The following is a 26,189-nucleotide window of genomic DNA, read 5'->3' as shown; positions in this document are numbered from 1 at the left end:
ATAAGCGCTGAAAGCATCTAAGCGCGAAGCCCACCTCAAGATGAGATTTCCCTCTGACTTGTTCAGGTAAGACCCCTTGTAGATGACGAGGTGGATCGGTCCGAGGTGTAAGCACAGCAATGTGTTTAGCTGACGGATACGAATCGGTCGAGGGCTTAACCTACTTACTCTCACTCTGACTTCATTTCCTTTCTAATTTTCAAGGTGTGTGATTCACACATCTGAATATTGTCCCAGAATCACAGATTCCGGGAAACGTCTGGTGATTATAGCGAAGGGGTTCCACTCGTTCCCATCCCGAACACGACAGTTAAGCCCTTCTGCGCCGATGGTACTTGGGGTGCAGACCCCTGGGAGAGTAGGTCGTTGCCAGGCATACAAAGAAAGCTATCCAATTTTGGATAGCTTTTTTACTATTTTACTCTAGGAAGTTTTCATGAATAGGTGCTCCCTGTTGTTGGACTTCATTGAAGAAAATAGAGACAATAACCCCTAAACTGTCAAATAAATAAATACGAATGAAAAACGGATATATAACTACTTCTTTCTCAATGCTCTCTTGACATGGAAATTATCCTTCATAAGTACGAATTCATCTATTTCATATAAATAAAGTCCAATTTAAAATAAATATTAATGTACATATATAAAATATCGACAATTATGTATATATTTATTATAATATTCTTTAAAGTTTAAATTTTAGAAAGGGATGAGGCAATGCCGGTGGTAATCGGATTTTGTTTTCTATGTCTTTGTGTCGGTATTATTTATTATACTGTAGGACGTTATCTGGCTGGATTTCCCTACTCCATTGTTCCTTGGGAGATTATTTTAGACTTATATGTTTGGTTATATCCTTTTGTAGTTGTTTATTTCTTTTTAAAATGGAAAAGAAAATATAATTTGAAGTATGAAGAAAAGGAAAATAAGGAACGGGATGTGATTACAACCAAATTATTTGGTAAATTACACTTACCTCAATATGTACCTGATACTTTGTTAATTATTAACATTGGAAGTTTTTCAATCGGTTGGATTACAATAGTATGGTCTAATGTGCCGATTACCTACTTCATTTTATTATTTGCAGTATTTTCAGGTGCCTATTTTTTATTTGAATTTACGGTTCGATGGAGCAAAAAATATGAAGAACTGAATGAGTTAAAATTGGAGAGATTAGAAATAAAGTTAGCATTAGCGGAACAAAAGATAAAATTGTTGGAGCAAAGAAATGATTTTTTAGAAGAAAAGTTAGAGTTAATAAATGAAAAGGCGAAACTTCTTAAGAAGAGGGAATAATTAAAAAAATAATTATGGAAGTTATTAATGATCTTCCCTGAATGATTAAAGAGACGATATCTTTATAAACTCGGATAAAATCAATTTTAGTCAGCTAGTTCATTGAAGAATACGTGAATAGGATAGAAAGTGATATCAATGTAATCTTCTTTGTTATTTGGAAGGAATGACATATATGATGGTATTTTAAGAGCTACTTTCATCGTCATTTTTCAGGGAAACAAATATAAGCACTAACAGCATATATGTGACTAAACGAAATGCAGATGATAAACCATTCCATTTACTCGACATCCACATCGCAAACCATTCTCCACCAACTACCTGAAAACCGAAGAACCAGAGCAGACAACAACAAGTCAAGGCAATCAAGGAAAGCCTCTTGGCTTCATGAAAGGTTTTCCCATCAGCATGAACATGTTTAAACAGTTGATAGCTTCCTTTTAAACATAAAAAAGCAATCAATCCTTCAAAAAGGATAATCGTAAGATAAGCGATATGATGAAGTACTGGGGACGTAATTGCTCGATACATTAACTGGTTGTCAAGAAAGGTTGTATCCATTGATAGGACATGCCTGACAAATTGAAAGTTACTATCATAATCCGTTACATTATTAAAGAAAACTAAGAGTGCATAGATACCCACCGTTAAAACTAAAATCGCTTTGGTCAAGCGGATGACTTTAAAAGTTGGTAAGGATTTCATTATGCCAACTCCTTATTTATTTTGCTTGGAATAGTCTTGTTTATGAATTTTATGTAATGAGACTAGTTATTATTTCAATTATATATTAATTTATAGACTATTTACAATCATACAAATGAAGGATGCTCTTTAACTTTGTATAATTAAAAGTTTGAGCCTGCCTTAGAAACGATTTCAAGATCAACGATAGTTCATCTGCTCGAACGTCATCCTAATGATCGCTTTGTTGTGTATATGGACAAGTTATGCCATAGGAACGCAATTAGAAAAAGAGCTTGATATTTAATCCATGACTCTCCATATGATTTACGAGGAAAAAGAAACTATTTTGAAGCATAACCTGTTTATGATATAGCTTGGCAAGGGAGAAACCGAGCAACGCTTCCATTCCTCTAGGTTGATAAGTTTACGAGTCTCCTGTCGGCAATGCTCATGAAATGGTAGCTAATTAAGTGACGTGTTGATTTATACAACAACCTCGCTAAGCTTTGTTAATGGGATATATTTAAATTATATTAAGTATTTATTTTGACTCTTGTAAGAATATTTTAATTATAAATTAATATCTGTTACTAATAGATATATTTGTTACACTACAATGGTTAATAGATGTTGAATGAAATGAATATAAAACCTATTAACCTACATAGTGAAACTGATAGAGTAGATAGGGGGACAATGATGAAAAGACGTATGGCAAAATGGTTATTTACTCTACTAGTTAGCTTTACAATGGTTTTTAGTTCATCAACTGCCTTTGCTTCTTCAGCAAATGAGACAGTAGACTTTAAAGCGATGGCATATAATGTGTATATGCTATCCTCCTCCTTGACAGGTGGTTGGAAACCATCTTTCAGAGCGGACTTAATTAGCAAGGCCGACTTTATGAAAGGTCATGATATCGTTATTCTTAATGAACTTTTTGATAATAATGCTTCAAATAAACTGCTGAGCAGTTTATCCACTGAATATGCCAATCAGACTCCGGTGTTGGGACGAAGCAGATCAGGTTGGAACCAAACACTTGGGAGGTACTCGGATTGGGTTCCGGAAGATGGTGGAGTTGCTATTATAAGCAAGTGGCCGATCCTTGAGAAAGTTCAATATGTGTTTGCAAATGGATGTGGAGCAGATTACTATGCCAACAAAGGATTTGTCTATGTAAAGAAGCAATCTTAGTTTACTCACTTGATGATATAAAACATATAGATGAATGTATGGGTGATTTTAGAGTTTGAACATTAAGTTTTTCTATTGATAAAGATATTCATTTGTGTGGAGTTGCTTTTTTAGACAAATTGTTTTAGTCTAGTAAGCTATATGATCTTTTCACTAATTGCTAGAGATTTGAAGATATGATAATATTCAGGTAACCTTTAAGAGAGTAATCGTTAAAATAAAGCAGATAAGCTTATATAGTAGACAGAGTAAAAGAGAAGAGGATTAGAGATGGAACATATTCGTAACATATACTGTGTAGGTAGAAACTACCGTCTTCATGCTCAAGAATTAGGGAATGAAGTACCTAAATCCCCTATGATTTTCTCGAAACCGACTCATGCTTTAGTCAAAGCAAATGGACAAGCGATTTCCTTACCAGGGGATCGTGGTGAGGTTCATTATGAAGTAGAATGGGTATTACATATCGCTAGACCTTATAAAACAGGGATAAATATCGAGGAGGTAGTCGATCAGTTTGCTCTAGGGATTGACTTCACTTTACGAGATGTACAAAGTGAACTAAAAAAGAAAGGTCATCCGTGGCTGTTAGCCAAAGGGTTTCCTAATTCTGCGATCATTACGGAATTTCGGAAATTCACTAGTATAGAGGCTTGTCAAAAGGTGGATTTTACCCTTATCAAAAATAATCAAGAAGTACAAAGAGGCAATATTCAAGACATGCTATTTGATATACAGACGATTATCCAGTTTTGTTCCGAAAACTTTGGTCTAGGGGCTGGAGATATGATCTATACTGGAACACCAGCAGGAGTGGGCTCTATGGCACATAACGACCATTTACAATTGAAATGGGGAGAAGAAGTTTTGGGGGATTGTTTCATACACCTAAATTAATTAGGTATGATATTTAAAGCATACTGAGATCAGCCGTTTCAGTATGCTTTTTTAGTAGACGAACTATTTAGGCTAGTTTCTACTAAAAATAATAAAAGAGTTTGATGATTGTCGTTGAAATTGAAAAGAAACTAGGCATGCGAGTCTTTTAAAATCACTCTAACTTGCTAGAGAGTGAAAGGAGAAACGCATGCCTTTCATGTGATGTTATTAGATAGGATTTTCATCGAAGATGATCATAGATTGCGATAAAACTAACGTACAGAGACCTGCGTAGTTGCTTCTTCAAATTCCTTTTCCATTTCATCTGTTGGTTTTTTCGTCAGTAGACTTACAACCACGATCGCTATGGCTCCAGCGATAAAGCCTGGAATAATCTCATAGATGGCTTCAAGTGCTTTCACTTGCTCCCAGATTAGAACGGTAACTGCACCGACGACCATACCAGCGAGCGCTCCCCACTTCGTCATCCGTTTCCAGTAGAGACTAAGGAGAACAACAGGCCCAAAGGATGCACCAAATCCTGCCCAAGCGTAGGCTACCAAGTTAAGAATCGTTTTATTCGGATTGAGTGCCAAGAGAAGAGCAATGATGGCAACGAGTAGCAGAGAAAGACGACCGACCAACACCATTTCTTTATCGGAAGCATTACGCCGGAGAAACACACGATAAAAATCCTGTGTCAATGAACTAGCCGTGACAAGTAATTGGGATGAAATGGTACTCATGATTGCGGCTAAGATCGCAGCTAAAAAGAAACCAGCGATCAATGGATGGAATAACGTATTGGATAGGACGATAAATACCGTTTCAGGATTATCCAGTTTCTTTGTTGTGATCGCAAAGTAAGCAATTCCTACTAATCCTGTAAACATCGCTCCAACTACAGAGAAAATCATCCATCCCATGCCAACCCTTCGAGCACTTTTCATCTCTTTGATCGAAGTGATCGCCATAAAACGGACAATAATATGAGGTTGTCCAAAGTATCCTAATCCCCAAGCTAATAATGATATGATTCCGATTACGCTAGTTCCCTTCAAGGCATCTAATAAAGTAGGGTCTACGGCATGAATCTTCGTAAATGTCGGACCTATTCCACCGATATTCATCATAGTAACGATAGGGACAAGAATGAGAGCAATCACCATCATGATGCCTTGTACTAGATCAGTCCAGCTAACAGCGATAAAGCCACCAAATAGTGTATATATGATGACAACTCCTGCAGTTAGCCAAAGACCCAACTTATAATCAAGATGGAATGAGCTTTTAAATAGCTCCCCACCTGCAACCATTCCCGAAGAAGTATATAAGGTAAAGAAAATAAGAATAACTAGTGCAGATGCAATTCGTAGAATATGAGAGTGATCTTTGAAACGGTTAGCAAAATAATCAGGAATAGTAAGAGAGTTATTGGTGATTTCCGTATAAACTCTTAATCGAGGAGCTACAAATAACCAGTTTAAATAAGCCCCAACTGTTAAACCAACTACAATCCAGCCACTACTTAAACCGTTTACATACATAGCACCAGGAAGTCCCATTAATAACCAGCCACTCATATCAGAGGCACCCGCACTTAATGCGGTTACCACAGGGCCTAGATTTCTTCCTCCTAGCATATAGTCGGATAAGTTGTCGGTTTTTTTATAGGCATAAAAACCGATGAGTAGCATCGCAACGATATAAATCCCAATGGAAATAAAGATTTGGTAGTCCATTGCATCAGTCCCTTCTAATTTTTTTAATACTATTACAAATAATAGTATGTATGAATAAAATGTTAAGGTCAATTTATTGATTTGTTTTCAGATTATTGACTACAATTTATTTTGAATAAAAAGGTAATGCCACTTAATATATCATTTTCGATATGTCTGAATGGGAGCTTGGAGAATGAATAATGGTGGTAAATATAAACGGAGACTATTATGGAATTTATAGGTAATAAAGGGAGAATTTATATCTTGGAATCCTATAGTAAGTAGTATAAATTTACATTAGATCGCGTCTATAGAACCTAACAAACTCTAAATTGTCTCACATCATATGTTAGGATAGGTTCTTTTTTTTGTAGCACTTTGTTCATTAATGAACAAAGTTTGAGCGATTTGTGAATACGAGCTAGCAGTAATTAGTAAAAATCAATATTCATTTTACTATATCTATGTCTATTTAAGTTATTAATTTCACAAATTGCTCATTTACGATGAATGGTTTTGAAAACCTTTTATTTATTGATACTTATTCTCTTTAGAAAGGGTGACAGGAGTGTGGCGCGAGGTCATTTAAAGAAGGTACTATCATTGGTTGGCCTAATCTTTCTCCTTGCTGGTTGTAGTCAAGTGAAAACGGGTGTACTAAACCCGCAAGGTCCTGTCGCACAAAAGCAATATGACTTAATTATTTGGTCAGTTGCTTTAATGTCGATTATTTTTGTCGCTGTTGTTGGTATTTTTGTTTTTGTACTTGTGAAGTATCGTGAGAGACCGGACAACTTAGATTATGAACCACCTGAACAAGAAGGAAGTCGTTGGTTAGAAATTATCTGGACAGTAATTCCAGTAATCATCGTGATTGCACTGGCGATCCCAACGACAAAAACTACCTTTGAATTAGAACGTTCACCTAGTCCAGAACAAAAGCCGATGAAAATTGAAGTAACCTCAGTGGATTGGAAATGGATTTTCCGCTATCCAGAACAGGGGATTGAAACGGTTAATTATATTAAAATCCCTGCAAATGTTCCTATTGACTTTGAATTAAATGCAGTAGGTGCGATGAACTCTTTTTGGGTTCCTGAATTGGGTGGACAAGAATATACGATGCCGGGTATGACCATGCATTTGTGGTTGGAAGCTGATAAGCCTGGCACATATTTAGGACGGAGTTCAAATTTTTCGGGGAAAGGATTTACACATATGACATTCCGCGTTATTTCCCAGGAAAAAGAGGATTTTAACAAGTGGATTTCTCATGTGAAAAAGACCGCTCCAGAGCAAACCGAAAGTGATTATTTAAAACTAATGAAGCCTGGTAATGTACCAGAAATGACTTATTCATCCTACCCGGCAGTATTTATTAAAGAGTATGAAAAACAACAAGGTGGCGAGAAACATCATCACCACCATTGAGATTTGGCCACTAAAGGATGAAAGGAGAGACTACTGTGGATTTGTTTAATTTTAAGAAGCCAGAGCATTTTTTTGTAACGGGGGAGCCAATGATTTATATGGCAGATGTATTAATCGTTCTCACCATGCTTGGCATTGTTTTTGTGCTTACCTATTATAAAAAGTGGCGCTGGCTATGGGACGAATGGCTAACGACGGTTGATCATAAAAAGATTGGGATCATGTATCTGATTTCCGCAGTACTCATGCTCTTTCGAGGTGGAGTCGATGCAGTCTTAATGCGGACTCAATTAGCACTACCCAATTTAAAGTTTTTAAATGCACAGCACTATAATGAAATCTTTACGACTCATGGTACCATTATGATTATCTTTATGGCTATGCCTTTTATCTTTGGTCTGATGAATATTGCAGTACCATTGCAAATTGGAGCAAGGGATGTTGCTTTTCCTGCATTGAATGCTTTGAGCTTTTGGCTCTTTGCAGCAGGAGCTTTGCTCTTTAATATATCTTTTGTAATTGGTGGTTCTCCTGATGCAGGATGGACTAGCTATACACCACTGGCTGGAAATGAGCTAGATCCTGGACCAGGAGAAAACTACTATTTGCTCGGATTACAAATATCTGGAATCGGAACATTGATGTCAGGTATTAACTTTTTGGTAACCATTTTGAAAATGCGGGCACCTGGCATGAAGCTAATGAAGATGCCTATGTTTACTTGGTCAACCTTAATTACTTCCATTATTATTATCTTTGCTTTCCCTGTTCTCACTGTGGCTCTTGCACTACTCACCATGGATCGCTTATTCGGTGCTCACTTCTTTACCATTGCTGGTGATGGAATGCCGATGTTATGGGCTAACCTCTTTTGGATCTGGGGACATCCAGAAGTATATATTGTTATCTTACCAGCTTTTGGTATTTTCTCAGAGGTGATTAGTACATTTGCACGAAAGCGTCTATTTGGTTATAGTGCAATGGTATACTCCATGGTAGCTATTTCCGCTTTGAGCTTTGTCGTTTGGGTTCATCACTTTTTTACAATGGGATCAGGACCATGGATTAACTCGTTATTCTCAATTACCACGATGTTGATATCTATTCCAACAGGTGTCAAAATTTTTAACTGGCTGTTTACGCTCTATAAAGGGCGAATTCGCTTTACAACTCCGATGCTTTGGACGCTAGCCTTTATCCCAACTTTCTTAGTTGGAGGAATCACGGGGGTCATGTTGGCCTCGGCGCCAGCTGACTATCAATATCATAACAGTTACTTCTTGATTAGCCATTTCCACTATACGCTCATCGGTGGGACCGTTTTTGCGTGTTTTGCTGGTCTGATTTATTGGTGGCCTAAAATGTTTGGTTTTAAGCTAAATGAACGTTTAGGAAAATGGAGCTTCTGGATCTTTATTATTGGGTTTAATCTTTGCTTCATTCCGATGTATCTAATCGGATTAAAAGGTATGCCACGCCGAATCTACACTTATCCAGCAGGTTTGGGCTGGGGTACATGGAATATGATTGAAACCATCGGTGCTTATCTGATGGGAATTGGATTCGCCATCTTTGTCTATTGCATTATCTATAGCATTCGCCATGGTGAACGTGATACAACAGGAGATCCATGGGATGGGCGTACCTTAGAATGGTCGACTTCTTCTCCTGCACCTGAATACAACTTTGCTCGGATTCCCCAAGTGAATGAGATTGATGCATTTTGGTATCGAAAACGTAATAAAGCAATGAAAGTAGAAGAATCGAAGCCACTCAAACCCATTCATATGCCGAATAAAACGGGTTTACCAGTGATTTTATCGATATTCATGTTTATCGCGGGCTTTGGTTTTGTGTTTGAATGGCATCTGATTGGTATTATTGGTTTACTAGGCGTGTTAGGTTGTTTGGCTTGGCGTTCTCTTCATGAAGATAAAGGATTTTATATCCCAGTCGATATCATTCAGCAAACAGAAGCAAAATGGAAGAAGGTGAGCGCTCGTGGCAAATCCATCACAAGTTGATACATCGAAGCCATTGGAATATCAAAGTGAAGATGGAAAGCTAAAGATTTTGGGGATTTGGGCTTTCCTTGGTGCTGAGATCGTACTATTTGCCACCTTATTTGCCACTTATTTAAGTTTGCATGGTCAAACGGCAGGTGGCCCTACATCACAAGATCTCTTTGAAGTGAAAGAGTTTATGATCGAAACCATTCTTCTACTCACAAGTAGCTTTACCTGTGGTCTTGCTGTAATGGAAATGAGAAAAGGAAGCAAAAAAGGTTATTTATGTTGGATGCTTGTAACACTTCTGTTAGGGCTCGGATTCTTAGTCATGGAGATCAATGAGTTTGCCACGTATGTTTCGGAAGGGGCAGGACTTTCGCGTAGTGCTTTCTTATCCGCTTTTTTTGCTTTGGTCGGAACCCATGGTGCACACGTGACATTAGGGATTGGTTGGGTTTTACTTGTACTCTATCAAGTATATAAACAAGGGTTTACTCCTGTTACTGCACGGAAGGCATTTATCACTGGGTTATATTGGCATTTTCTCGATGTGGTCTGGATCTTCATTTTTACTGCAGTTTATCTATTAGGGATGGTGTCTTAGATGGAACATCCGAATACGTTAAAAAAGCATATCTTCGGTTTTCTCTGGTCGCTGATTCTTACATTTGCTGCATTACTTATCACTTTAAGAACAAATCTCCCACTTGGGTGGAAGGTAACCATCATTGTCACTCTAGCCTTTTTTCAGCTAATCATACAACTTCTCTACTTCATGCATCTGACTGAAGGAGATAGCAAGTGGATTCAAGTGGTTAATATCGTATATGGGTTGTTTGTGGCAATAGTGACTGTAGCAGGTAGTATATGGATTATGCTATATAACACCATGACACATTAAAATATGGATCAAAAGAAAAGCCCTCTTGCTTGTGAGTTTTTACTAGTAAGAGGGCTAAATACAGTGAAAGCCGTACCACTTGAAAATAAACATCTTCAACATCAGTGATGTCGACTAACCAGAAATAGGTAAGAAGGAGAGGCATTTTCCCTGTCTACACGGGATAAGAAGTTCTAAGAGACAGAGTTCTCAAAGAACTTCTATCATGTTTTACACAGCGGAAGGGAGTGTAATCAGATGGGCTTTTTAGCATCATTTGCTTCTGTGTGTTACTTTCGAATGGCTCCCAGCGTTCCAACTGATGAAATATCCTTACACTAGACTCGAACTCATCACTAAAACATCATCTGTCACGTGGCGAAAACATGCCCTCGATATTATCTATTTTTTTTTTGTAAATCGATACTACTACTCTAATATATAAAAGTGGATTTATTTTTATTTAAAATAAAATCATTGACATTTCCTATTTTATAGATATAATTGTAATTAAATTACATAATTGATTTTTCTTATCAAGAGTGGCGGAGGGACTGGCCCAATGAAGCCCGGCAACCGTATCCAAAAGATAAAAGGTGCCAAATCCTGCAGAGTAATTCTGGGAGATAAGAAGAAGGAAGATTATTTCGGGTAAAAACTCCTCTTCTTATTGTAAGAGGAGTTTTTTGTTTCCCCAAAGGAGAGGATGAATGAATGTTTGAAACAGCGCTAATAAAAGTGAATTTAGAAGCAAGAAATGCATATGAAGCAATAGAGGTTTTATCTCATGTTTTATATGAGAAAGGCTATGTAAAAGATAGTTTTATAAATGCTGTCATTAATAGAGAAAAAGTTTATCCAACTGGCTTACCAAGTTCCGGTGTGGGAGTAGCAATTCCACATACCGATCGTATTCATGTTAAGCAATCTGGGATTGCAGTTGCTACTTTAAAAGAATCCGTTTCATTTTTTACGATGGGGACTCCAAATATACAACAAGAAGTGAGAATCATATTTTTATTAGCGATAGATAACCCAGATAAGCAAATTGCAATATTAAAGAAATTGATAAGTTTAATTAAAAAGGAAGATTTGTTAAAGGAAATGATAGAATCTAAGAGCGAAACAGAAATTTACCAATTATTGAATAGTAGTACATAAAATTTAATGAAAAGAAAAGGGGAGATTGAAAATGAGAACAATTCATGTATTAACCGTTTGCGGATCTGGAACAGTTAGTTCAACAATGGTTGCTGAGAAATTAAAGGATATTTTGTTAGAGCAGGGCATTCAAGTGAAGACAGTAGAAATTAAGCCTACTGAAGTATTAAATTATATTGAACAAGGTGGTTATGATTTTATTGCTTATACGACCCCAATTCCGGAACAAGATAAAATTCCAGCGATTAATGCGGTTGGTTTTTTAACTGGATTTGGAGAAGAAGAGTTTCTAGTAGAAGTTCAGCAAGTGATTAATAAGCTCAAATAAACGGTCGTAATTTTGAAACGAAATAGGAGGGGACGGCTAAGAGATGTTAGAAAAATTAAAAATGGTATTTGACACATTTGGTGCATCTATCTTTGTTCCACTGGTTATTTTAATTGTAGCTTTATCTTTGAAAGTACCATTAAAGAAGGCGATTTATTCATCTCTATATGCAGGAATTGGGTTACAAGGATTTACTCTATTATTAAATGCATTTATCCCAATTATTTCTCCTGTTGTTCAAGATATGGTTAAAAGTACGGGAATTCAGCTTCCTGTATTTGATATTGGCTGGCAAGCTACCTCCATTGTTGCTTATTCGACAAAAGTTGGCATGATCTTTCTCGTGTTAGGTACAGTGTTACAAATCTTTTTGTTTGTGATCAAGTGGACGAATGTTTTTCAGCCAGGCGATTTATGGAATAATTATTCCTATATGGTTTGGGGCTCTATGATGTATTTAATCACAGAGAATATGCTATTAGCTATTGGTTGTATGATTGTTTTAAATTTGTTTAGCTTATTATTTTCAGAAATGATAGCTAAACGTTGGTCTACTTATTTCAATTATCCTAATTGTACAATTGTTCAATTACACCATGTTGGAACAGCTCCCTTTGGAATTGGGATGAATTGGATCTTAAATAAATTGGGTGCAGATCAGATCAACCTTAGCCCTACAGAGTTACAACGAAGACTTGGTTTTTTGGGTGAACCCATTGTCTTAGGCTTATTATTAGGAATTTTTCTCGGAATATTGGGTAATTTCGACCAACTTGGGAAGCTCTCATCTTGGGGAGAGATTACTATCATCGGAATTTCGACAAGTGCAGTCATGGCGATTTTTCCTAAAGTAGCAGGAATTTTTTCGCAAGCATTTTTACCCTTAACAGAAGCGGCGAAGAAAAAAGCGAAAAAGCCTGGTAGCAAGTCAAGGGAATGGTACTTAGGTGTAAATGATGCGATGGGCTATGGAGAAACAGCAACATTGATTTCAGGCATTATTCTAATTCCAATTATGGTCTTACTCGCATTGGTTTTACCTGGGAATAAAGTTCTTCCATTAGTGGATTTGATTGCTTTACCTTATATGGTGCAAGGAATAGTGGCAATAATGAATGGAAATATTTTTAAGGTGCTTATTAGTGGTGTGATTTGGTTTAGCATGGGGTTATATGTAGCTACATATACAGCACCTATGTTTACTGAAGTAGCCACCAGTGTAGGAGTTAAAATTCCCTCTGCTGCTTTGCTAGTTACTAGCTTCGGAATTCTAACAAAACCTATTGCTAGTTTAATATTTTTAGCGTTCTTATCGAAGTCGTGGTTATTAATTGGTCTGGTGATTGTTATTTACTTGATTAGCTTTTACTTATTTAGAAAAAATAAAGATGCCTTTTATCAATATCTGGAAAATAGTGCGAAAGGTAAGATTGAGGAAAAAGTTGGTGAGGTTAAGTGACTTTCACTTAAATAAAACAAGATGATCAAAGAGAGCTTGACTCATAAGATATAGAAAAACTTTCAGGCGATCTTGAATGAGCGCCTGAAAGTTTTAGTTGAAATAGGGTAGATGCTATTTTTATTTTAAAAATCTATCATTAGCATATAAAACACTTTTTGATTTGCGGTATTGGCGATTAAAGCGGCTGCTTCCTGTCTAGTCATGATTCTCTTTGAATGATAATCGATTGATCCATCTGGGTATTTTGTTACTTCTGGACCATATAAACCAAGTGCAACAACGGTTTCGATAGCTGCTTTGGCTTTAGGATCCGTTTCGCCTTTTAAGTTGGCTTTTTGATATGGAAAATTAGGTTTTGCGAATCGAAGTGCTTTTATCAGAATCATAGCTGCTTCTTCACGAGAGACGGTTTGATTCGGAGCGAATCGGTCTGAAGAAACGCCTTTCATAATCCCCATTTGTGTAGCTGCTAGTATTTCTTCTTTAGCCCAATGATGGTTATCGATATCTTTAAATGGATTGGTAGATATTTCAGAAGGTTTCACATTGACTAGTTGTAGCGTACGAACGACCATCATCGCGATATCTGCACGAGTTAGTGGCTTGGTTGGTTTAAAATTAGTTGAGCTAGGATAGAGATGTAGCAATTGCAGATGACGGATATTTTGAGCATAAGGATTAGCTTTGCTTATATCTTGATAGAAGGGAATATTAACTTTTTGAGAGTAGCCCAAATTAAGATTTTTCAAATAGGTAATGTTATATTTTCGATCTTCTTTGAATGCTAAAGGATGTCCATCTTTATTTATAAATAGGAGTGGTTCTACCTGTTTAAATTTCTCCTTTTTCCCCATTAGATTATCTTCAACCAATAACTCCCCATTTCCTATAGCAGTAATCTTAGTGATCCAAAAAGGAGTTCTAAGATCTGGATATTCTCCTTCAAAACGTGTTAGTAAATGCTTTGGTGTGTTTAAATAATTTGGCTTTTCATCTTTTTTTGGGAAATAGTGATCCATAAACTCTTTGAACAGGTCATTGCGAATTTCCTCATCTTTATTATAGGAAACAAAGATGCCAAGCTTATGTTTAGGTAATAGCCACATGGCAGAATGAAAGCCAGGCACATCTCCGCTTTTACCAATGACATATTGTCCATGATGGTCGTATGGAGAGATGTTCTCAAATCCTAAGCCCATGTCAGGATATTTGGGATGGATAGCTACATGATAGCGAAGCATATTTCTAACCGTGTCCTCTTTTAAGATCTGTTTGTTTTTATAGGTACCTCCATTTAACATCGCAATCATATATTTGGCAATATCATTGCCTGTCGTATTCATACTTCCACTTGGCTCGATTGTAGGTTTTAGTTTATAAAGAGGTAATGCTTTATTATTGGAAGAATATCCGGTTGCTAAATTTTTTTGGATCCAAGGTGTTAGATCAAAATCGCTGTTTTTCATTTTTAATGGCTGAAAAATATGTTTTTTGATATAGTCTTGAAAGGGTTTTCCTGATACGTTTTCTACGATGTATCCTTGAAGATTGGAAGCATAATTATCATACATTTGAGATTCTTCAGGTTGTCTCGTTACTTTCGGCATCGTATCTTTTATTGCTTCTTTTAATGGATAATATTGAGTTAAATCTAAAACGATATCACCAGGTCGTAACGCGTCTTTTTCAAAACCTGTCGTATGAGTGAGTAGATGTTTGATCGTCATAGGTTTTTGATATGGATTTTTGACCTGAATATCTCCCAAATATTGATTCACATTTCCATTTAGTTTTAGTTTTCCTTGTTCAACCATCTGCATAACAGATGTAGCTGTAAATACTTTGGAAACGGAAGCGATCCGAAAGATCGTTTTTTTAGGATCAACAGGTGTTTTCTTTTGTAGATCAGCATATCCATATCCTTTTTCTAAGAGGATTTTTCCATCTTTAACCACTGTTACTACCGTACCTGGTATTTTTCGTTTTCTAATTTCCTCTTTTTGAAAAAATTGATCCATCCATTGGTTTAATTCTTTGGGATCAGATGGTGGTTCTTGCTGGATACTTTTAGCGTGAGCGTGGCTTGGAAGCATACAAGTGAAAAGGAGCGGAGTCAAGATCATCAATGCAGTTGTTTTTCTTTTCATGCTATTTCCTCCTATGGCCTAGTTACAATATTATTGTAAATAGATAGAGTAAAATCGAAGTAAAAAAGAAATAAAAATTACATAATATTTAAGCTTGTACAACCTAAATAAGAAAAAGGGGGAAGAGGATATATTCAAGAAATACGTAAGTTAGCTAAAGCTACGGTTAGTTAGCGGATTGGAAGATACTTATAATAGTAGAACGATACTGATTTTAGTATGGTATTATGGTCCAACTATAAATATCAATATTGTTCGTTTAGGTTTTGTTTGATAGTATTTGAATATAATGCTTTATTACAATAGTTACCTTACAAAAAAACATAGTTATTATATGAAGATGGTTTATTTCATTATTTTTTATAATCTATAAACAGTAAATGTGAAATGAAGCATCTTCTTATCTTAAAGGTATTATATTAAACATTGAATTAGGTGATAGACGGGAGGCAAGATTGAGAATTGGCTTGACTCAGTAGCTTTTAAGAGAGAATGTTGCTATATTGCCTATCGTTATTATTGTAGGTTTATGATTGAATGATTTAAGAAAAAAGGAGAGGGAACATTGGCAACCATCGCTGTTATCGGTTCTTTAGATACAAAAGAAAGTGATTTTTTATTTGTTAAATCAGAAATTGAAAAGCGTGGTCATCAGGCACTAGTGATAGATACCAGTATACTAAGTAAACCTTCTTCCATTGAGATAGATATTTCTCCTGAACAAGTAGCAGAAGCGGGTGGGGCTAGCCTTGAAGAACTTCGAAAGCAACTGGATAAATCTAAATCGATGGCTGTAATGACTGATGGAATCGCAAAGGTTATGAAAGCCTTGTATGATCAAGGAAAGATTGATGCCGGTTTTTCGATGGGAGGCTCCAATGGAACGATGATTGGGACATCGGGTCTACGTGCCTTACCTATTGGTGTGCCTAAAGTAATGGTAAGTACGGTTGCTGCTGGAGACACCTACCCTTATGTTGGAACGAGTGATGTTGTCATGTTTCCCTCGATCCTAGATGTATCGGGTGTCAATCAGATTAGTGCAAAAATCTATACAAATGCAGTTGGGGCCGTCATTGGGATGGCAGAATCTGAAACTCCTGTGATAGAGAAAAAGCCTTTGATCGCAGCTTCCATGTTTGGAAATACAACTACGCTTGTTAACTATTGTAAAGATATCATCGAGCAACAGGATTATCATATGCTTGTTTTCCACGCGACAGGAGCGGGTGGGCGTACGATGGAATCGCTCATTAATGATCAATTTATTACTGGGGTATTAGACGTAACCACAACGGAGCTAGCTGATGAATTGTTAGGAGGTGTACTAACTGCAGGCCCTCATCGGTTGGATGCAGCTGCAAAGTGGAATGTTCCACAAGTGATTGCACCCGGCTGTCTGGATATGGTCAATTTCTGGGGAATGAATACTGTTCCAAAAAAGTATAAAGATCGCTTACTCTATCAATGGAATCCGAATGTCACGTTAATGCGAACCACCCCAGAAGAAAATGAAAAGTTAGGACAAATACTAGCTGAAAAAGTGAATCGCTCAAAAGGAAAGGTAGCTATCTTCCTACCATTAAAGGGAATTTCAGAATTAGATGCTCCTGGAGGGATTTTTTGGGATCCTGAAGCGGATCAGGCGTTATTTCATGCGATTAAGAAGCATGTACGTGAAGACATTTCTATTTATGAAATCGATTGCAATATTAATGATAAAGAGTTTGCTCATGCTGTAACTTGTAAGCTGTTAGAGCTACTCGATTAATAAAGTATCAACAAAGGGAGGAGAGATGGAATGGCTAAAACCATTGCTGTTATCGGTGCAATGGATACCAAAGGCAGTGATTTTGCTTTTATTAAAAGTGAAATTGAAAGACGAGGACACAAAGCATTTATTATTGATACAGGTGTACTTGGGGAGCCGCTCATTCAACCTAATATTACATCTGAGCATGTAGCTCAGGCAGGTGGGATCCCACTCGCAGAGTTACAGAAAAGGAAGGACAAATCTTTAGCGATGGAGACGATGACCAGAGGGATCGCTGTAGTCATGAAAAAATTACATGAGCTAAGGGTGATTGATGCCGGCTTTTCGATGGGAGGCTCCAATGGAACGATGATTGGTACTTCCGGACTACGTGTTTTACCGATTGGTATACCGAAAGTAATGGTAAGTACTGTGGCATCTGGAGATACCAATCCTTATGTCGGCATAAGTGATATTGTCATGTTCCCTTCCATTTTAGACGTATCTGGAGTCAATCGATTTAGTGCGCAGATTTATGCGAATGCGGTTGGGGCACTCATTGGAATGGTAGAGACGGGAGTTCCTCAAATTAAGAGAAAACCATTAATTACAGCCTCGATGTTTGGTAATACTACTGTGTTGGTCAATCAGTGTAAAGAAATTATCGAGCAAAAAATGGACTATGAAGTACTCGTATTCCATGCCACTGGAACAGGTGGGATGACTATGGAATCTTTAATCGAAAATCGTTACATATCAGGCGTATTAGAGGTAACTACGACAGAACTAGCTGATGAATTATTAGGTGGCGTATTAACTGCAGGTCCTAATCGCATGGATGCCGCAGCCAAATGGGGAGTACCCCAAGTGATTGCTCCTGGCTGTCTAGATATGGTTAATTTCTGGGGAATGGATTCGGTTCCAGATCAATATAAAGATCGTTTGCTCTATGCTTGGAACCCAAATGTCACGTTAATGCGAACAACCCCAGAAGAAAATGTTCAATTGGGACGGATTCTTGCTGAAAAAGCGAATGCTTCTAAAGGAGCTGTCGCTGTTTTCTTACCATTAAGAGGTATTTCGGAGCTAGATGCTTCTGGAGAGATTTTCTGGGATCCTGAAGCGGATTTAGCACTATTTAATTCGATTAAACAACACATTCGACCCGATATTCCAGTCTATGAGCTCGACTGTAATATCAATGATGAACAATTTGCACAAGCTGTTTCCAGTAAGCTATTGGAATTACTAGACGAATAAAGTAGAGAAAAGGAGATAAACTATGCCATTTATTTCTAGAGAACAAGCACTTGATCGTTTGCAAAAAACAGTTGAAAACGGGATGCCTATTATTGGGTGTGGTGCTGGAACAGGAATCTCAGCCAAATTTGCAGAACGGGGTGGGGCGGATTTAATTATTATTTATAATTCGGGTCGTTATCGTATGGCTGGACGAGGTTCACTAGCAGGTCTGATGCCTTATGGAGATGCTAATGGAATCGTAGTAGAAATGGCGTCTGAAGTCTTACCTGTTGTTAAGGATACGCCTGTGTTAGCAGGTGTATGTGGAACGGACCCTTTCCGACAAATGCCTGTATTTCTTAAGCAGTTAAAAGAATTAGGATTTGATGGTGTGCAAAACTTCCCTACTGTTGGTTTAATTGATGGTGTATTTCGACAAAATTTAGAAGAGACCGGAATGGGCTTTGATCTGGAAGTAGAAATGGTTCGTCAAGCTCACGAACTAGATATGCTAACATGTCCTTATGTATTTAATGTAGAACAAGCGATTGCGATGGCAAAAGCAGGAGCTGATGTGCTCGTTCCCCATATGGGATTGACAACAAAAGGGTCTATTGGAGCGGAAACAGCTTTAACGATTGAAAAGTCGGCAGAGCGTATCCAAGCGATGCATGATGCTGCCAAAGAAATTAACCCTGATATTCTTGTTCTCTGTCATGGAGGACCGATTGCTGAACCAGCTGATGTAGAGAAAATTTTTGAACTAACAAACGGAATTAGTGGCTTCTTTGGGGCTTCAAGTATCGAGCGTCTACCTACTGAAGTGGCGATTCAATCACAAGTAGAGAAATTTAAAAAGGTAAAATAATTTTTTATACGGTGCTAAACAGCACCGTATTTTTAATTCAGTTATCATGATAGCCATGAATATAAAGAAAATATAAATTATCCATTTTTTATACAAAAAATATTTTAAATAGCATTAGTGACAATAATATAATATATATGAATATTTATCCAATTAAAGGTTGTGATATACTATGGGATGAATTTTAAAGCTTCTTTTCGAAGTTATACCTTTGCAAGATTTCAACGGGATTTAATGGCAGGTTTAATTGTAGGAATTGTTGCGATTCCTTTAGGTATTGCCTTTGCCGTTGCCTCAGGAGTTAGACCCGAATATGGAATTTATACCACGATTGTAGCTGGGGCATTAATTTCACTGTTTGGAGGTTCCAAATACCAAATTGGTGGACCGACAGGGGCCTTTGTTCCGATTTTACTAGGGATTGTTTTAAATTATGGGTATGAAAACCTTCTCATTGCAGGATTTTTAGCAGGTATCATGCTTATTCTGATGGGAATTATGAAATTAGGAAATTTGATAAGCTATATTCCACAGCCTGTTACGATTGGTTTTACAGCAGGAATTGCGGTAACGATCTTTTCAGGACAGATCGCAAATTTTTTAGGACTGAGGAATGTAAAGAAAAAAGAAGGATTCATTGCAAATATGGAAGAAATTATTATTCATTTGGAGACATTTAACATTTATTCAATTGTTACTGCATTGATTTGTTTTTCGGTTCTTTGGTTATCCTCCTTCTACTTCCCAAAATTTCCCGCACCTTTATTTGGACTATTTGTTTCTACTTTGGTGGCAGTCTTTTTCTTTCCAAATCAAGTTGATACCATTGGTTCCGTTTATGGTAAAATTTCCACTCAACTTCCTAGTATTCAGTTTCCCAAGATAACATGGGAAAAAATAATGACTCTCCTTCCTCCTGCTCTTTCGATTGCTCTTCTAGGTGGGATTGAATCATTACTTTCCGCTGTAGTAGCGGATCGGATGAGCGGTGAAAAACATCGAAGTAATAAAGAATTGATCGGTCAAGGTATTGCTAATATAGCTACTCCTTTATTTGGAGGTATTCCAGCGACTGGTGCTATTGCTCGAACTGCAACCAATATAAAAAGTGGAGCCACATCACCAGTTGCTGGGGTAACTCATAGTATGGTGGTTTTACTTGTATTATGGCTATTTTTCGACTATGCCGCCTATATTCCATTAGCTTGCTTCGCACCTATTCTAATGGTTATAGCATGGAAAATGAGTGAGAGAAAGGAATTTATGCATATTTTAAAATCAAAAAAAAGTGATGCTGCTATATTAACTGTCACATTTCTTCTAACAGTACTCATTGATTTAGTTGTTGGTGTAGGATGTGGTTTATTGTTAGCTAGTATACTTTGCTGCATCAAGATAGCAAAAACAATCAAAGTGAAGAAGGATCTAACTAATAAACAAGTAATAATCTTATTTGAATTAAAAGATTAGAAACGTATCAAAAAAGCATCCAAATGAGCATTTTCATTGGATGCTTTTTTGATTTATAGTTATCTTTAGTAACAGTAGATATCTTCAATAGTATTCTATTTTTTAATAATTTTGTAGAGTAATTTCATCGCCTCCACGATAAAGTGCTTTTTAGGATTTTTCGATTGTATCAATTCTTGAATTAATTTAGGGGCATGTTCACTTGCTTGTTGAATAAGTGAAGGGGTTCCGGAAGATTCATGCCCATGCCCCATATTTCCAGAATTTGCAACCATGGGTTGATGATTTTGTAGCTCTAACAAAGCATGTTGCAAATCATTAGCCATTTCATAAGCACTTTGATATCGCTGAATGGGATCTTTTTGTGTTGCTCGATGGATAATATAGCGTAATTTGTCTGGAACATGAGGGTTAATGCTTATTGGATCTGGAAATGGCTCTTGAATATGTTGTAGTGCAATACTTAGGAAGTCAGTACCTGAGAAGGGAGTCCTTCCGGTAAGCATTTCATATAATACTACACCTACTGAGTAAAGATCTGAGGAACATGTTAAATTAAGTCCCCTAGCTTGTTCAGGTGAGAAATAGTCAACTGTTCCGATGACGATACCTGTTTGTGTCAGGGAAGTATTCGATTCGACAAAACGAGAAATCCCAAAATCGGATACTTTAATTTGCCCATTTTGTGTAAATAAGATGTTATGTGGTTTAATATCACGATGAATAATTCCATGATCATGAGCATGAGCGAGCCCATTACAAATATGGATGGCAATCGAAATTGTTTCAAAAGGTGAAAGAGGCCCCTTTTCGCGAATCCAGTGAGCGAGTGAAGCACCATCTATGAATTCCATTACCATATAGTAGACTTGGTTATCGACACCCGTATCATAAACACTAACGACATTGGGATGAGATAGTCTTCCTACTGTTTTAGCCTCACGAATAAATCGCTGAATGAACTCCCAATTATTGCTGTATTCTTCATGGAGAGTTTTGATAGCCACATAACGGTCTAAGACCATATCTTGTGCTAAATAAACTGAAGCCATCCCTCCCCCACCGATATAGCGAATTACGTGATATCTTCCGCCTAATTGTCTTCCTTCCACTACTGAGCTCCTTTCGATGTAGAAAAGCTACTATTTAGCTATAAACATCTAAAAAATAAGAGTCCTAATCTTTAAAAGTCTTTTACAGTTTATTGAAGATGTTTTGATTGTAACATTCAGTCGTTAACCGAAGCAGTTTATTCTTTACATGGTTATATCGACTTTGACTTCTACTATTATAGTGCAAAACACAAGTCCAACAAGTAGATATTTTTGAATAAATGATGGGCTATTCTAACCATATAGCAACAGTGAAAAAAGATAATTAATATGATTATAAGTTTATTTGCAAAAAGAATAAACTTATTATTAAGTATGGATGTAATTGACGGTATGAAATCATAAAGAATTGCGAATAGGACCTATAAAAATAGTAACATACTTTTAAAAAAAGAAAACGAAGATTAATTGCATTTGTTTTTTAACCAAAAAAGGCTCCGGTTTAATGGGTTAGGAGCCTTTTTATTGGATGTATAGTTATAAATATTTAAGAACACAATCAACAACATGAGGGCATATTCTATGTCATGTGTCTTATCTAGTCTAATAGTTTTGCAATTTGAATAGTAGAGTGGTTTGCAGAGAGGTTCAAGAAGTCCGATACGATTTCTTTGGCAAGTGGATGGCTAAGAGATTCGTAAAATTCTTCATCGCTATGGTAATAAACCTCAACTTGAATAGAGTATTTGGATTCTTGATTCGGATCAAAAAAAGAAGTTAGAAGGAAAAATTGTATATCTTTTACTGCAGGTATCGACATTAATCTGGGAATATAGGTTTCACGAAGAAACTTTTCATGTTTAAGTGGATTTTCTAAGTCATAAAAAACAACATTTAACTTTAGCATAAATTTACCACTCCTAATAATAAAAGAATAATAATTCAACATAAATATAATATTTATTCTATTTCGTAAATATTATTATAGCATCTTTAATATCAATTGGAAATAAAATATAAGACATTAGTAGATTGAATCTTCGATATATTATTATGGTATAATTATTATTATTAATAAACTTATATAAAAGCTGAATGTGTTTTATATCTATACTTATAGGGAGGCAAGAGGATGGCGATAAGATATTGGCCAAAAGGTATGCCACGATTTTTGGATATTCCCCAGACCACGATTTTTGATAATCTGGTAGTATCAGCCCGACGTTATCCGCAAAAGATAGCAATCCATTATTATGGGAAACAATTGACTTATGCAGAGCTTTTATCTGAGGTTGAAGCGATGGCAGGCTATTTACAAAAAAAACTAAATGTGAACAAAGGGGACCGTGTCATCTTGTTTATGCAGAACTCCCCCCAATTTATGATTGCTTATTATGCCATTTTACAAGTAGGCGCAGTGGTTATCCCACTTAATCCAATGTTTACAACACAAGAGCTTCAATTTTTTATTAATGATTCTGAAGCGAAGTATGCTTTTGTAGGTCAGGAATTATATACGAAGATAGCCCCACTTGTAAAAACAACCTGTTTAGAATATTTAGTTGTAGCTAGTTATTTTGAGTATATTGATCAACCATCTTCCACGATTCTGCCACCTGAAGTAAGCACTCCTCCTATGTCGATTAATGAATCATTTGTGAGTCTTTGGATGAAAGCGCTTCAATTTTCTTTAAAGCCTAATCAAGTGGTCATGAATTATAAAGATCTAGCAGTCATTCCATATACTTCGGGAACAACCGGACGAGCTAAGGGTTGTGTCCATACACATGAATCTGTACAAGCGAATATCACGGGGGGCTCTGTTTGGGCGAGACTTCATTCTAGTTCAGTTAATTTGTCAGTTCTGCCATGGTTTCATGTCACAGGGATGGTGTTTGGAATGCATATTCCTATTTATATTGGTGCAACCATGGTCATTTTAACTCGCTGGCAACGAGAGTTGGCTGCTAAATATATCGAGCAATTTCAAATTACCCATTGGATTAATATCAGTACAATGGTTATCGATTTTCTAGCATATCCAAATCGGAGTAATTATAACTTAAGTTCATTACAAATCGTTGCAGGCGGAGGAGCACCTCTTCCTAAAGTAATTGGTGAAAAATTAAAAAATGAGCTCGGATTGGAATATATAGAAGGATATGGTTTGTCTGAAACAATGGCTCAGTCCCACTTTAATCCCATTGATCGGCCTAAATTGCAATGTGCAGGATTGCCACAGTTTGGGACAGATGCCAGAGTAATCCATCCCGATACATTCGAAGAGCTAGGTCCTCATGAAGAAGGAGAAATCATTGTACATGGTCCACAAGTTTTTCAAGAATATTGGAGACAACCAGAGGAAACAAAAAAAGCATTTATTAAGCTAGATGGTAAGCGTTTTTTTCGAACAGGTGATATAGGAAAATATGATGAAGAGGGGTATTTTTTTATTGTAGATCGTCTTAAACGTATGATTAATGTATCAGGCTTTAAAGTTTGGCCGACGGAGATAGAAGGTGTACTATATAAGCACCCTGCTATTCAACAAGTTTGTGTGATAGGCGTATCAAATGTACGACAGGGTGAAGCGGTAAAAGCTTATATTGTTCTTCATAAGGATGCAAAGGTGACTGAACAAGAGATTATAGACTGGGCTAAAGAGAGAATGGCTGTTTATAAATGCCCACGAACAGTGGAGTTTACTGAGCAATTACCGATGTCTGCAAGTGGTAAGATTTTATGGAAGGTATTGATGGAGCGCGAAAATCGTCAGTAGTAACTAAAATAAACCAAGTATCCTTTATGACATAATATATAAGGCACATGGATGCTAGCTAAATAACCATGTGCCTTATATATTATAAATTTTATGAATTATCTTTCTGCTGTATATTGCGTTTATCTATTATCATTAATATCCATTCGAATGCTAGGATATATTAGATATATTTCGTCTTATAAGTCGTATATTTCATGATAGAATTTGTTTATTTTTTTAGTTTTAAAATATGATAGTTCGTCAATTTAAAGGGATAAGAACAAATAGATTCTTGATTTACGTTGGATAAAAAACTATAAGCAGAAGGAAGTTGAATATGAAACACTTTTATGTCATTCGTCATTGTGAAGCGGAAGGACAGCAATCCGATGCGAAATTAACAATTAAAGGGAAAAAACAGGCGATAGAGCTGGCTGATTTCTTTGAAAATATAAAAGTGGATCGGATCATCTCAAGTCCTTATACACGTGCAATTGAAACAATAGAACCATTAGCTAAGATGCTAGGATTAACTATTATTAAAGATGAAAGATTGGTTGAAAGAGTGTTATGTCAAACTGCTTTGCCTGATTGGTTGGATTGGCTCCGTGCATCGTTTGATCATCCTGAAATGCGGCTATCGGGGGGAGAGACAAGTCGTGAAGCGATGGAACGAGTACTTTCTGTACTTTCTGATGAGTTAAAGCAGGAAGAACAATCAATCGTCCTAGTATCCCATGGAAATTTAATTACCTTATTACTCCATTCATTCGATTCCTCATATGGTTTCGCGTCATGGACGAATTTAACGAATCCGGATATTTTCAAACTAACTTTTGACGAGGAAAAAGTAAAGATCGAACGAATTTGGAATCAATAATCTAAAAAGGGGTTTCTCATAAAGTAGCTTTGAGATAGAGAAACCCTAAGGTATGAATGCGGTTACTTAAAGTAAATGGACAGCCGGAAAACCGGCTTTTTATATGGATTTAACCATACCCCCATCAACGAGTAGAGCTTGACCCGTTATATAAGAATTTGCACGAGAGAGAAGGAAAGTTGCTGCTTTGGCAAACTCTTCAGGTTTGCCATAACGACCTAGCGGAATTTGGGAGAAAAATTGATTTCGAACTTCATCGATAGGGACGCCTAGTTGTTGTGCTCTATTTTGGTCCAAAGTGTTTAGTCGATCTGTACTGATACGACCTGGGGCAAGGGTATTGATTAAAATGGAATCAGTAGCCAGCTCAACAGATAAGCTTTTGGCTAAGCCAACTATAGCTGTTCGGAAGGTATTAGAAAGGATTAACCCCTGAATCGGCTCTTTAATTGATGAAGAGGTAAAGTTAACGATTCTACCATATTTTTGTTGTCGCATTATGGGTATGGTACCTCGAATGAGACGAATCACACTTAATAAGTTTAATTCAAAAGCAGACTGCCAATCTGTATCTTCGAACTGATCAAAATTACCTGGTGGAGGACCTCCTGCATTGTTGACTAAAATATGAATCGATTTGAAATGTTGAAAGGTTTTTGTAATTAGGTGATCGATCTCTTCAGGTTTGGTTAGATCAGCGACACAGTACGCTACTTCCGATCCAGTTTTCTCATGAATCTCTTTTGCAGTCTTTTCAAGTTCGTCTTGATTTCGACTGGAGATCATGACTTTGGCTCCTTCTTTAGCAAGTTCCAAAGCAGTGGCTTTACCAAGCCCTTTACTAGATGCGGTGACTAATGCGACTTGATCTTTAAGTCCTAAATCCATTTACCTTACCTCCATATAACCTATTTCGTGAAACTAATCAATATTTTATGGCTATACTTTAGAAT

The 26,189-nt window shown here is 36.7% G+C and carries 21 protein-coding genes, 2 rRNA genes, 1 pseudogene and 1 riboswitch; of the genes and pseudogenes, 18 read left to right on the top strand and 6 right to left on the bottom strand.

Features of this window, described 5'->3' with window-relative positions:
- The 3 genes from DL897_RS16770 to DL897_RS16760 form a co-directional block, all read left to right on the top strand.
- Window positions 1–163, top strand: a 23S ribosomal RNA gene (locus DL897_RS16770); the annotation flags it as partial.
- A gap of 95 nt (window positions 164–258) precedes the next feature.
- A 5S ribosomal RNA gene (gene rrf, locus DL897_RS16765) occupies window positions 259–375 on the top strand.
- 345 nt (window positions 376–720) lie between these two features.
- Complete coding sequence (locus DL897_RS16760) at window positions 721–1,302, top strand: tropomyosin (protein WP_113660275.1); 582 nt, start codon at window positions 721–723, stop codon at window positions 1,300–1,302.
- Window positions 1,303–1,488: 186 nt separating this feature from the next.
- Here DL897_RS16760 and DL897_RS16755 read toward each other — a convergent pair whose 3' ends face one another.
- Window positions 1,489–2,010 carry a DUF2165 family protein gene (locus DL897_RS16755; RefSeq protein ID WP_113660274.1) on the bottom strand — a complete coding sequence of 174 codons (522 nt, stop codon included), beginning with the start codon at window positions 2,008–2,010 and terminating at the stop codon, window positions 1,489–1,491.
- A 681-nt stretch (window positions 2,011–2,691) separates the two neighbouring features.
- Between DL897_RS16755 and DL897_RS16750 the strand changes: the two genes are divergently transcribed.
- Window positions 2,692–3,189, top strand: coding sequence for an endonuclease/exonuclease/phosphatase family protein (locus DL897_RS16750; RefSeq protein WP_113660273.1), 498 nt, complete (start codon window positions 2,692–2,694; stop codon window positions 3,187–3,189).
- Window positions 3,190–3,459: 270 nt separating this feature from the next.
- On the top strand, window positions 3,460–4,086 hold the full coding sequence (locus DL897_RS16745; RefSeq protein ID WP_113660272.1) for a fumarylacetoacetate hydrolase family protein: 627 nt from the start codon (window positions 3,460–3,462) through the stop codon (window positions 4,084–4,086).
- A 254-nt stretch (window positions 4,087–4,340) separates the two neighbouring features.
- On the opposite strand, the gene putP is transcribed toward DL897_RS16745, so the two are convergent.
- Window positions 4,341–5,810 (bottom strand): sodium/proline symporter PutP, encoded by a 1,470-nt coding sequence (gene putP, locus DL897_RS16740; protein WP_113660271.1) that lies wholly within the window; start codon window positions 5,808–5,810, stop codon window positions 4,341–4,343.
- A 552-nt stretch (window positions 5,811–6,362) separates the two neighbouring features.
- Between putP and qoxA the strand changes: the two genes are divergently transcribed.
- From qoxA to DL897_RS16705, 7 genes are all read left to right on the top strand, one after another.
- Window positions 6,363–7,223, top strand: coding sequence for a cytochrome aa3 quinol oxidase subunit II (gene qoxA / locus DL897_RS16735; protein WP_168188854.1), 861 nt, complete (start codon window positions 6,363–6,365; stop codon window positions 7,221–7,223).
- 41 nt (window positions 7,224–7,264) lie between these two features.
- Entirely contained in the window at window positions 7,265–9,247 is a 1,983-nt protein-coding gene (gene qoxB / locus DL897_RS16730) for a cytochrome aa3 quinol oxidase subunit I (protein WP_276308601.1), read from the top strand.
- A complete protein-coding gene (gene qoxC, locus DL897_RS16725; protein WP_113660268.1) occupies window positions 9,225–9,836 on the top strand; it encodes a cytochrome aa3 quinol oxidase subunit III in 612 nt (203 codons plus the stop codon). The genes qoxB and qoxC overlap by 23 nt, the downstream gene beginning before the upstream one ends.
- On the top strand, window positions 9,837–10,133 hold the full coding sequence (gene qoxD / locus DL897_RS16720) for a cytochrome aa3 quinol oxidase subunit IV (protein ID WP_113660267.1): 297 nt from the start codon (window positions 9,837–9,839) through the stop codon (window positions 10,131–10,133). It begins immediately after the preceding gene.
- Between the two features lie 509 nt (window positions 10,134–10,642).
- Window positions 10,643–10,745: riboswitch (SAM riboswitch) on the top strand.
- 81 nt (window positions 10,746–10,826) lie between these two features.
- Window positions 10,827–11,273 (top strand): PTS sugar transporter subunit IIA, encoded by a 447-nt coding sequence (locus DL897_RS16715; RefSeq protein ID WP_113660266.1) that lies wholly within the window; start codon window positions 10,827–10,829, stop codon window positions 11,271–11,273.
- Window positions 11,274–11,304: 31 nt separating this feature from the next.
- Window positions 11,305–11,601: a PTS sugar transporter subunit IIB gene (locus tag DL897_RS16710; protein ID WP_113660265.1), complete on the top strand. Its 297-nt coding sequence runs from the start codon at window positions 11,305–11,307 to the stop codon at window positions 11,599–11,601.
- Between the two features lie 43 nt (window positions 11,602–11,644).
- Window positions 11,645–13,060 (top strand): PTS galactitol transporter subunit IIC, encoded by a 1,416-nt coding sequence (locus DL897_RS16705; protein WP_113660264.1) that lies wholly within the window; start codon window positions 11,645–11,647, stop codon window positions 13,058–13,060.
- A gap of 125 nt (window positions 13,061–13,185) precedes the next feature.
- On the opposite strand, the gene DL897_RS16700 is transcribed toward DL897_RS16705, so the two are convergent.
- Window positions 13,186–15,210 carry a serine hydrolase domain-containing protein gene (locus DL897_RS16700; protein ID WP_113660263.1) on the bottom strand — a complete coding sequence of 675 codons (2,025 nt, stop codon included), beginning with the start codon at window positions 15,208–15,210 and terminating at the stop codon, window positions 13,186–13,188.
- 565 nt (window positions 15,211–15,775) lie between these two features.
- Here DL897_RS16700 and DL897_RS16695 point away from each other — a divergent pair.
- From DL897_RS16695 to DL897_RS16680, 4 genes and pseudogenes are all read left to right on the top strand, one after another.
- A complete protein-coding gene (locus DL897_RS16695) occupies window positions 15,776–16,981 on the top strand; it encodes a Tm-1-like ATP-binding domain-containing protein (RefSeq protein WP_113660262.1) in 1,206 nt (401 codons plus the stop codon).
- Window positions 16,982–17,011: 30 nt separating this feature from the next.
- On the top strand, window positions 17,012–18,223 hold the full coding sequence (locus tag DL897_RS16690) for a Tm-1-like ATP-binding domain-containing protein (RefSeq protein WP_113660261.1): 1,212 nt from the start codon (window positions 17,012–17,014) through the stop codon (window positions 18,221–18,223).
- A gap of 22 nt (window positions 18,224–18,245) precedes the next feature.
- Entirely contained in the window at window positions 18,246–19,073 is an 828-nt protein-coding gene (locus tag DL897_RS16685) for a phosphoenolpyruvate hydrolase family protein (protein ID WP_113660260.1), read from the top strand.
- A 177-nt stretch (window positions 19,074–19,250) separates the two neighbouring features.
- Window positions 19,251–20,516: pseudogene (locus tag DL897_RS16680) on the top strand (SulP family inorganic anion transporter); the annotation flags it as partial.
- 122 nt (window positions 20,517–20,638) lie between these two features.
- Here the strand turns inward: DL897_RS16680 and DL897_RS16675 are convergent.
- Both DL897_RS16675 and DL897_RS16670 read right to left on the bottom strand, forming a co-directional pair.
- Entirely contained in the window at window positions 20,639–21,655 is a 1,017-nt protein-coding gene (locus tag DL897_RS16675) for a protein kinase domain-containing protein (RefSeq protein ID WP_113660258.1), read from the bottom strand.
- Window positions 21,656–22,193: 538 nt separating this feature from the next.
- The gene (locus DL897_RS16670; RefSeq protein WP_113660257.1) at window positions 22,194–22,502 is read right to left on the bottom strand and encodes a hypothetical protein; all 309 of its coding nucleotides are present in this window, start codon (window positions 22,500–22,502) and stop codon (window positions 22,194–22,196) included.
- Window positions 22,503–22,727: 225 nt separating this feature from the next.
- On the opposite strand from DL897_RS16670, the gene DL897_RS16665 reads away from it, so the two are divergent.
- Both DL897_RS16665 and DL897_RS16660 read left to right on the top strand, forming a co-directional pair.
- On the top strand, window positions 22,728–24,374 hold the full coding sequence (locus tag DL897_RS16665) for a long-chain-fatty-acid--CoA ligase (protein ID WP_113660256.1): 1,647 nt from the start codon (window positions 22,728–22,730) through the stop codon (window positions 24,372–24,374).
- Between the two features lie 319 nt (window positions 24,375–24,693).
- Window positions 24,694–25,236: a histidine phosphatase family protein gene (locus DL897_RS16660; RefSeq protein ID WP_113660255.1), complete on the top strand. Its 543-nt coding sequence runs from the start codon at window positions 24,694–24,696 to the stop codon at window positions 25,234–25,236.
- Window positions 25,237–25,335: 99 nt separating this feature from the next.
- On the opposite strand, the gene DL897_RS16655 is transcribed toward DL897_RS16660, so the two are convergent.
- Window positions 25,336–26,124, bottom strand: coding sequence for an SDR family oxidoreductase (locus DL897_RS16655; RefSeq protein ID WP_113660254.1), 789 nt, complete (start codon window positions 26,122–26,124; stop codon window positions 25,336–25,338).
- Window positions 26,125–26,189: the final 65 nt, after the last annotated feature.

It is taken from the genome of Thermoflavimicrobium daqui, from assembly GCF_003313465.1.
Lineage (GTDB): Bacteria > Bacillota > Bacilli > Thermoactinomycetales > Thermoactinomycetaceae > Thermoflavimicrobium > Thermoflavimicrobium daqui.
The sequence above is the reverse complement of the archived record's forward strand: the minus strand, read 5'-3'. Positions and strand labels throughout refer to the sequence as shown.